Source organism: Pseudomonas sp. PB106, assembly GCF_009764645.1.
GTDB lineage: Bacteria > Pseudomonadota > Gammaproteobacteria > Pseudomonadales > Pseudomonadaceae > Aquipseudomonas.
Map to the genome: position 1 here is coordinate 1 of NZ_RWIM01000082.1, position 9,583 is coordinate 9,583.

The window sequence follows — 9,583 nt, forward strand, 5'->3', positions numbered from 1 at the left end:
TTTGATCTGGATTTTCAAGATCAAGAGATCGCAGCCTTCGGCAGCTCCTACAATTGTAATGGTCTGATTTAGATCTGTATAAACTGTACTGGTTTGGGTTTTTAAGAGGCCAAAACGACAAAACCCGTCGTGGTTTCCCACGACGGGTTTCGTTTGTTCAATTCGGGTTGCTGGCGGTGGGTCTAACGACCAGAGCCAGCGACGCTACTTAGCGCCAGAACGGCTTGCTCAGCTCTTCGTAGCGTTGTGCTTCGCTGATACCGGCGTCAGCCAGCAGACGCGAATCCAGACGGGCCAATTGGTGGCGGCTGGAGATACGGCGCTGCCACAACATCAGGTTGGCGATAACGCGCAGAGGCAGGGAAGCCTGGGTGTTTACAGTTTTGTCTTCGAAGAACAGTTCGGAACTGAGTGTACGTTCCATGGTTGACATCCTTCCGCTTGTGGCGGGATCAGGTAGTGGTTTGACTGGTGCCCATGATCCTCTCGTTTGCCTAGTCTCTCTAGATACAGTTCAACTGTATTGTGAGTGACCAGTTAACTGTTTATAGGGGGTGTACGGGTCAAAATTGGGCAAACTGTACCTGTCTGCACTTAAGTAGTGCATTTTAGCCTGATTCAATCGGATGCGTAGGCAATTACTGTAGGAAATGACCGGTACAGCAGTACAGTTTTTGTCGGTCGTAAGGGTTGGGGAAGTCCGCTAATGCAAACTGTGTTTGCATCAGCGGTTTATCTGTGTGAATTACACGGCGAGCATGCGACCGGTTTCTTCCAGATTCATGTGCCAGCTCAATGCTTCACGCAGGATGTGCGGGGTGTGGCCACCGATTGCACAGGCTTCCGTGAAGTAATCGTTCAGTGCCTGACGGAAGTCCGGGTGCACGCAGTTATCAATGATCACCCGCGCACGTTCCCGTGGCGCCAGGCCACGCAGGTCAGCCAGACCAACTTCGGTCACCAGAATGTCGACGTCGTGCTCGGTGTGGTCAACGTGGCTTACCATCGGCACCACGCTGGAAATCGCGCCGCCCTTGGCGATCGATTTGGTCACGAACACTGCCAAGTGCGCGTTGCGCGCGAAGTCGCCGGAACCGCCGATGCCATTCATCATCCGCGTGCCGCAAACGTGGGTTGAGTTGACGTTGCCGTAGATGTCGAACTCCAGCGCCGTGTTGATGCCGATGATGCCCAGGCGACGCACCACTTCCGGGTGGTTGGATATTTCCTGCGGACGCAACACCAGTTTGTCCTTGTACTTCTCCAGATTGCCGAACACGTCGCTGTTGCGGCGCTCCGACAAGGTGATCGAGCTGCCCGACGCAAAGCTCAGCTTGCCGGCGTCGATCAGGTCGAAGGTCGAATCCTGCAGCACTTCGGAATACATGGTCAGGTCTTCGAATGGCGAGTCGATCAGGCCGCACATCACCGCGTTGGCAATGTTGCCGATCCCGGCCTGCAACGGGCCGAGCTTGTTGGTCATGCGTCCGGCGTCGACTTCCTGTTTGAAGAAGGTGATCAGGTGCTCGGCGATGGCATTGGTATCGACGTCCGGCGTAGACACGGTGGACGGCGAATCCGACTGTTGGGTGATGACGATGGCGACAATCTTCTCCGGCGGAATCGGAATCGCCGTGCTGCCGATACGGTCGTCGACTTTAACCAGCGGGATCGGCGTACGCGTCGGGCGATACGTCGGGATATAGATGTCGTGCAGGCCTTCGAGGTTGGCGTTGTGCGCCAGGTTGATCTCGACGATCACCTGTTTGGCGAAAATCGCGAAGCTCGCCGAGTTGCCCACCGAAGTGGTCGGCACGATGTGGCCTTGTTCGGTGATGGCCACGGCTTCGATGACCGCGATGTCCGGCAGTTTCAGTTGCTGGTTGCGCAGTTGCTCAACGGTTTCCGACAAATGCTGGTCAATGAACATTACTTTGCCGGCGTTGATCGCCTTGCGCAAAGTGCTGTCGACCTGAAACGGCATGCGTCGCGACAGTACGCCGGCTTCGGTCAATTGCTTGTCGAGGTCATTGCCCAGGCTGGCGCCGGTCATCAGACTGATCTGCAGCGGCGTGACCTTGGCGCGTTCGGCCAATGCGTGAGGGACGGCTTTGGCTTCGCCGGCACGGGTGAAACCGCTCATGCCGACGGTCATGCCGTCCTCAATCAGAGCGGCGGCGTCGGCGGCGCTCATCACTTTGTCCAACAACGAAGGCAGGCGAATACGGTCACGGTACATGGATTATTATCTCGGGAAGCGAGTAGCAGGATGCGCAGTCTAGTGAATTTGACGGGCGCCTGTCCCGCTACCAAGGTCGCAAACGAGGCGTCTATTTAGCGGGTTTCAAGTAAAACACCGTTACCGGATCTGCAACAACGCGGCAAATTGTCCGACGTTTTGCGCAAACAAAAACGCCCCGACAAGTCGGGGCGTTCGGTGCAGCCGAGGAGAATTATTCGACCGCTTTAACCATGTCTTCGATGACTTTCTTCGCGTCGCCGAACACCATCATGGTCTTGTCCAGGTAGAACAGTTCGTTGTCCAGACCGGCATAGCCGCTGGCCATCGAGCGCTTGTTGACGATGATGGTCTTGGCCTTGAACGCTTCGAGAATCGGCATGCCGGCAATCGGCGACTTCGGATCGTTCTTCGCGGCCGGGTTGACCACGTCGTTCGCGCCGAGCACCAACACCACGTCGGCCTGGCCGAACTCGGAGTTGATGTCTTCCATCTCGAATACCTGGTCGTAAGGCACTTCGGCCTCGGCGAGCAGGACGTTCATGTGCCCCGGCATACGGCCGGCAACCGGGTGGATCGCGTATTTCACGGTCACGCCACGGTGGGTCAGTTTCTCGGTCAGCTCTTTCAGCGCATGTTGCGCACGCGCTACTGCCAGACCGTAACCCGGCACGATGATCACGGTGTCGGCGTTGGTCAGCAGGAAAGTCGCGTCGTCAGCCGAACCGGATTTCACCGGACGGGCTTCTTTCGCACCAGCAGGGCCTGCATCGGCCGTGTTGCCGAAACCGCCGAGCAGTACATTAAAGAAGGAACGGTTCATCGCCTTGCACATGATGTACGAGAGGATCGCACCGCTCGAACCCACCAGCGAACCGGCAATGATCAGCATCGAGTTGTTCAGAGAAAAGCCAATACCTGCCGCCGCCCAGCCCGAATAGCTGTTGAGCATCGACACCACCACCGGCATGTCTGCACCGCCGATCGGGATGATGATCAGCACGCCCATCACGAACGCCAGCGCCAGCATCAGCGCGAACGCGGTGAGGTTGCCGGTGAACATGAAGGTCAGGCCGAGTGCCAGCGTTGCCAGACCCAGCACTGCGTTCAGCTTGTGCTGACCGGTGAACTGTACCGGCGCGCCCTGGAACAGACGGAACTTGTACTTGCCCGAGAGCTTGCCGAACGCAATTACCGAACCGGAGAAGGTGATCGCGCCGATGGCCGCGCCGAGGAACAGCTCCAGACGGTTGCCCGCCGGGATCGAGTCGCCCAGCTGTTTAACGATGCCCAGCGATTGCGGCTCAACCACTGCTGCGATCGCGATGAACACTGCCGCCAGACCGATCATGCTGTGCATGAAGGCGACCAGTTCCGGCATCTTGGTCATTTCAACGCGCTTGGCCATGATCGAACCGGCCGTGCCGCCGACCAGCAGGCCAACGATGACGTAACCGATACCGGCAGTGGCCAGCTCAGCTCCGAGCTTATAGATGAGGCCGACGGTGGTCAGGATCGCCAACGCCATACCGAGCATGCCGAACAGGTTGCCGCGCCGCGAGGTGGTCGGATGCGACAGGCCTTTGAGGGCCTGGATAAAGCAGATCGACGCGATCAGGTAGAGCGTCGTGACGAGATTCATGCTCATTACTTCGGCGCCTCTTCTTTTACTTTCGGGGCTTTCTTCTTGAACATCTCAAGCATGCGGCGGGTGACCAGGAAGCCACCAAACACGTTGACCGCCGCCAGTGCCACGGCGAGGGTGCCCATGGTTTTGCCCAGCGGAGTGACGGTCAATGCAGCGGCAAGCATGGCACCGACGATCACGATCGCCGAGATGGCGTTAGTCACCGCCATCAATGGCGTGTGCAGCGCAGGTGTAACGTTCCAGACCACGTGGTAACCGACATAAATCGCCAGCACGAAGATGATCAGGTTGTAGATACCGGGGGAGATAAGCTCTTCCATCGTCTGAATCCCTGCTTAGGCGTTTTTGCGGATGACTTGGCCGTCGCGGCACATCAGGCACGCGGCGACGATATCGTCTTCGAGGTTGACGTCGAACTGGCCTTCTTTAGTGAACACCAGCTTGAGGAAGTCCAGCAGGTTGCGTGCGTACAGCGCCGAAGCGTCTGCAGCGACTTCGCCGGCCAAGTTAGTCGGGCCGCAAATGGTCACGCCATTCTCGACTACGACCTGATCAGCCACGGTCAGCGGGCAGTTGCCGCCCTGAGCCGCCGCGAGGTCGATGACCACCGAACCCGGTTTCATCTGCGCTACGGTTTCCGCGCTCAGCAGCGTCGGTGCCTTGCGGCCCGGGATCAGCGCGGTGGTGATGACGATGTCAGCCTGCTTGGCGCGTTCGTGCACAGCCTGGGCCTGACGTTGCATCCAGCTGGCCGGCATTGGGCGCGCGTAACCGCCGACACCGACGGCACATTCGCGCTCTTCCTCGGTCTCGTAAGGCACATCGACGAACTTGGCGCCAAGGGATTCGATCTGCTCTTTAACCGCCGGACGCACGTCAGACGCTTCGATCACCGCACCCAGACGTTTCGCCGTGGCAATCGCCTGCAACCCGGCCACGCCAGCGCCAAGAATCAGCACACGCGCCGCTTTCACGGTGCCCGCAGCGGTCATCAGCATCGGCATGAAACGCGGATAGTGGTGAGCGGCCAGCAACACAGCCTTATAACCGGCAATGTTCGCCTGCGACGACAACACATCGAGACTCTGCGCGCGCGAGGTGCGCGGCGCGGCTTCGAGGGCGAACGCGGTAATCCCACACTCGGCCATCTTCGCGATGGTTTCGTTGTTGAACGGGTTGAGCATGCCGACCAATACCGTACCGCGCTTGATCAGCGTCAATTCGGCATCGCTTGGCGCGACCACTTTGAGAATCAGCTCGGCGCCAAACGCATCATTGGCACTGCCAATGGTTGCGCCTGCCGCTTCATAGGCACTGTCGACAACGCTGGCTTTAATGCCGGCGCCGGTTTGCACAGTGACCTTATGACCTTGGCTGATCAGCTTTTTAATGGTTTCCGGGGTTGCAGCAACCCGTGTTTCACCGGTCTGGGTTTCGAGAGGAACACCAATGTGCACGTCAAATCTCCTGCGTGATCTTATTGAGTAAACCCATGCACTACGGATGGTGCGACTGGGGCGGCCGATCAGCACGATCCCGCCAAATCAGGGCGGGGCGCGGCATTTTGCAGGCGAACTTTATGCCCTTCAAGGGATTATGACGGGTGACGGAAAATTAACTACAAGTCATGCCGTGACCGAATGTCGCACATGGCCGGTCGAATCCCTTGCAGGCCGTGCCTTGCAAGGATTCTGGGCGAATATGGAAAAATTTCTCATCGGTGGCGTGAATAGGCAGCAATGCGTCGTCCATGCAGGCTCAAAGCCACGTCGTCAGGCGCTTGTGGGACGTCTGTACGACTTTCGGATACAGTCTGTCGAATTGCGACAATTACTTATATCTGTAGGGCTTTGGTTTTCCTGACTACGGGGTTAATTATCGCCGTAAGCCTTTATCCTTCTAGGCTGTAGCTCTGTGCCTGGTTAACCAGCCAGTCACGAAATGCCTTTAATGACGCTGATTCGACCTTTCGTTCGGGAATCATCAGGTAATAGGCCTTGATGCTGGAGAGTGCCTGCGGGTTGGCAATCACCAGGCGTTTCTCTGCCAATTCACGCTGAATCAAGAACGGTGGAATCAGCGCAATGCCCATGTCGTGCATGGCCGCTTGGGCGAGCATGGAGAATAGCTCGTAGCGCGGGCCTGTCATGTCGCGGGGGATATTCAGGTGCTGCGAGTTGAACCACTGCCGCCACGCATAGGGGCGAGTGGTCTGTTGCAGCAGCGGTAGTTCGGCAATTTCGTCGGCTGTCAGAAGCATCCTTTTGCCGAGTAGGGCGGGGCTGCACACCGGCATCGGATTTTCACCCATCAGCCTGTGGGATTCTGTACCGGACCAATCGGCATCGCCGAAGTAAATCGCCGCATCGAATTCAGTGTCGGCAAACAGGAAGGGTCGGGTACGGTTGGTCAGGTTGACCGTAACTTCCGGGTGCTTGAGCTGGAAATCCTTGAGGCGCGGCAGCAGCCATTGGGTGCCGAAGGTTGGCACAACCGCCAACTCGATCACATTGGTGCCTTGCTGGCCCATCACCGAGAGGGTGTCGCGCTCAACCGCATCGAGTTGCGTCGCAACCCGGCGGCTGTAGGAAAGTCCCGCCTCGGTCAGCTTCACCCCGCGTCGCGAGCGTCGGAACAGTTCCACGCTGAGAAACTCTTCAAGGCTGGCGATCTGTCGGCAAATGGCGCCTTGGGTGAGGGAAAGTTCTTCGGCGGCCCGGGTAAAGCTCTCATGGCGTGCGGCGGCTTCGAAGCTGATCAGGGCGGTGGTGCTGGGGATCTTCCTGCGCATGTACGTCAACCTCACTAATGCGCCGCATAAAAGGCATTTCGCGACGTTTCGGAGTGAGAAATTAGCACAACAGAATGCGAAATCCTCGTTTGCCGCGCCGGCTAACCGCGCCTAGGATCAATGCCACGTTAATTCACCCGATTTGCGAGGACACACTCATGGGCGGTAAAGCTAGTTTCAACTGGATCGATCCCTTGCTGCTGGATCAACAGCTCACCGAAGAGGAGCGCATGATCCGCGACACCGCCGAGCAGTTTGCTCAACAGAGCCTCGCACCGCGTGTTCTCGAAGCTTTCCGTCATGAGAAAACTGATCCGGCGATCTTCCGCGAAATGGGCGAAGTCGGCCTGTTGGGTGCGACCATCCCTGAGCAGTACGGTGGCAGCGGCCTCAACTATGTCAGCTACGGTCTGATTGCTCGCGAAGTCGAGCGCGTCGACTCCGGCTATCGCTCGATGATGAGCGTGCAGTCCTCGCTGGTGATGGTGCCGATCAACGAATTCGGCACTGAAGCGCAGAAACAGAAATACCTGCCGAAACTGGCTTCCGGCGAATGGATCGGCTGCTTCGGTTTGACCGAGCCAAACCACGGCTCCGACCCAGGCGCGATGATCTCCCGTGCACGTAAAGTCGACGGCGGTTATAGCGTGACCGGCGCGAAGATGTGGATCACCAACAGCCCAATCGCCGATGTGTTCGTGGTCTGGGCAAAAGACGATGCCGGCGACATTCGTGGCTTCGTGTTGGAAAAAGGCTGGAAAGGGCTGAGCGCTCCAGCGATTCACGGCAAGGTCGGTTTGCGTGCGTCGATCACCGGTGAGATCGTCATGGACAACGTGTTCGTTCCGGAAGAGAACATCTTCCCGGACGTGCGCGGTCTGAAAGGCCCGTTCACCTGTCTCAACTCTGCGCGCTATGGCATCTCCTGGGGTGCATTGGGCGCCGCTGAGTTCTGCTGGCACACTGCTCGCCAATACACCCTGGATCGTCAACAGTTCGGGCGCCCACTGGCCGCGACTCAGCTGGTCCAGAAGAAGCTGGCTGACATGCAGACTGAAATCACTCTGGCCCTGCAAGGTTGCCTGCGCTTGGGGCGTATGAAGGACGAAGGCACGGCTGCGGTTGAAATCACTTCGATCATGAAGCGCAACTCCTGCGGCAAGTCGCTGGATATCGCCCGCATGGCTCGCGACATGTTGGGTGGTAACGGTATCTCCGACGAGTTCGGCGTGGCCCGTCACCTGGTTAACCTGGAAGTGGTGAATACCTATGAAGGTACTCACGACGTTCATGCGCTGATCCTTGGGCGTGCGCAAACCGGTCTGCAGGCGTTCTATTAATAGGAGAGCGACCATGGGCGCGCTGTCGCATCTGCGGGTACTGGATTTATCGCGAGTGTTGGCCGGGCCTTGGGCCGGGCAGATCCTCGCCGACCTTGGCGCCGAAGTGATCAAGGTCGAGCGCCCCGGCAATGGTGACGACACTCGCGCCTGGGGGCCGCCCTTCCTTAAAGACGCTTATGGCGAGAACACCTCGGAAGCGGCTTATTACTTGTCGGCCAACCGCAACAAGCAATCGGTGACCATCGACTTCACCCGTTCTGAGGGGCAGAAGCTGGTACGCGAGCTGGCGGCGAAGTCGGACATCCTCATCGAAAATTTCAAGGTCGGTGGTCTCGCGGCTTACGGGCTGGACTATGAGTCGCTGAAGGCGATCAATCCGAACCTGATTTATTGCTCGATCACCGGTTTTGGTCAGACCGGACCGTATGCCAAGCGTGCGGGCTATGACTTCATGATTCAGGGGCTGGGCGGGCTGATGAGTCTGACCGGTCGACCCGAGGGTGATGAAGGTGCCGGACCGGTGAAGGTCGGAGTGGCGTTGACGGATATCCTCACCGGGTTGTATTCGACGGTAGCGATTCTGGCGGCGCTGGCCCACCGTGATCACGACGGTGGTGGTCAGCAGATTGATATGGCATTGCTGGATGTTCAGGTGGCGTGTCTGGCAAACCAGGCGATGAACTATCTGACCACGGGCAATGCGCCGAAGCGTTTGGGCAATGCGCACCCGAACATCGTGCCTTATCAGGATTTTCCTACGGCTGATGGGGATTTCATCCTTACCGTGGGTAATGACGGGCAGTTCCGCAAGTTTGCCGAAGTGGCGGGGCAGTCGCAGTGGGCTGACGATCCACGGTTTGCTACTAATAAGCTGCGCGTCGCGAACCGGTCGGTGTTGATCCCGCTGATTCGCCAGGCGACGGTGTTCAAGACGACTGCCGAATGGGTTGCCGAGTTGGAGCAGGCGGGCGTGCCTTGTGGGCCGATCAATGATCTGTCGCAGGTATTCGAGGATCCGCAGGTTAAGGCGCGTGGCTTGGCAATAGAACTGCCTCATGCATTGGCGGGTATGGTGCCTCAGGTGGCCAGTCCTATCCGTATGTCGCAGACACCGGTTGAATACCGTCGCGCTCCTCCTCTATTAGGCGAGCACACGCTGGAGGTTCTTCAAGGTGTGCTGGGCTTGGGCGCGGGTGCGGTGGCAGAGTTGAAGGCGGCTGGGGTACTCTGAAGATCCCTTCTATATAGAAGGGATCACGTTTGCTTCCCATAACAGGTGTATTTGGTCGTTATTTAACCAATCTGCAAGTGATTGAAAGAAAAGCGAAATTAACGGTTGACGGCAGATCTCAGGTGTCTATAATTCGCCCCACTTCCGGCGCAGTCGAAACGGAAAACTCCTTGAGATTCAATGAGTTATGCAGGTTTCGGCAGCAGGTTGCTTCAGTTCATCGAGGCCAGAAGGGAGTTGAAAAAGAGGTGTTGACAGCAGCGTGTAACGCTGTAGAATTCGCCTCCCGCTGACGAGAGATCTGAAGCGCAAGTGGTTGAAGTTGTTGAAG

General features: G+C 57.8%; 8 protein-coding genes. 2 read left to right on the forward strand and 6 right to left on the reverse strand.

Annotation, left to right across the window (positions count from 1 at the left end; genetic code table 11):
• Positions 1–208: 208 nt before the first annotated feature.
• From EJA71_RS11440 to EJA71_RS11465, 6 genes are all read right to left on the reverse strand, one after another.
• Positions 209–424: a DUF1127 domain-containing protein gene (locus EJA71_RS11440; RefSeq protein ID WP_158956883.1), complete on the reverse strand. Its 216-nt coding sequence runs from the start codon at positions 422–424 to the stop codon at positions 209–211.
• A gap of 321 nt (positions 425–745) precedes the next feature.
• Positions 746–2,239, reverse strand: a complete 1,494-nt coding sequence (locus EJA71_RS11445) for an acetyl-CoA hydrolase/transferase family protein (protein ID WP_158956885.1) — start codon at positions 2,237–2,239, stop codon at positions 746–748.
• A gap of 214 nt (positions 2,240–2,453) precedes the next feature.
• A complete protein-coding gene (locus tag EJA71_RS11450) occupies positions 2,454–3,887 on the reverse strand; it encodes an NAD(P)(+) transhydrogenase (Re/Si-specific) subunit beta (RefSeq protein WP_008081130.1) in 1,434 nt (477 codons plus the stop codon).
• Entirely contained in the window at positions 3,887–4,207 is a 321-nt protein-coding gene (locus EJA71_RS11455) for an NAD(P) transhydrogenase subunit alpha (protein ID WP_003187417.1), read from the reverse strand. Before EJA71_RS11455 ends, EJA71_RS11450 begins: the two co-directional genes overlap by 1 nt.
• A 15-nt stretch (positions 4,208–4,222) precedes the next feature.
• A complete protein-coding gene (locus EJA71_RS11460) occupies positions 4,223–5,344 on the reverse strand; it encodes a Re/Si-specific NAD(P)(+) transhydrogenase subunit alpha (RefSeq protein WP_158956887.1) in 1,122 nt (373 codons plus the stop codon).
• Between the two features lie 434 nt (positions 5,345–5,778).
• A complete protein-coding gene (locus EJA71_RS11465) occupies positions 5,779–6,678 on the reverse strand; it encodes a LysR family transcriptional regulator (RefSeq protein ID WP_158956889.1) in 900 nt (299 codons plus the stop codon).
• A 158-nt stretch (positions 6,679–6,836) separates the two neighbouring features.
• Between EJA71_RS11465 and EJA71_RS11470 the strand changes: the two genes are divergently transcribed.
• Both EJA71_RS11470 and EJA71_RS11475 read left to right on the forward strand, forming a co-directional pair.
• Positions 6,837–8,018 (forward strand): acyl-CoA dehydrogenase, encoded by a 1,182-nt coding sequence (locus tag EJA71_RS11470; RefSeq protein ID WP_158956891.1) that lies wholly within the window; start codon positions 6,837–6,839, stop codon positions 8,016–8,018.
• A 13-nt stretch (positions 8,019–8,031) separates the two neighbouring features.
• Positions 8,032–9,252, forward strand: a complete 1,221-nt coding sequence (locus EJA71_RS11475; protein ID WP_158956893.1) for a CaiB/BaiF CoA-transferase family protein — start codon at positions 8,032–8,034, stop codon at positions 9,250–9,252.
• The last annotated feature ends 331 nt before the right edge of the window (positions 9,253–9,583 follow it).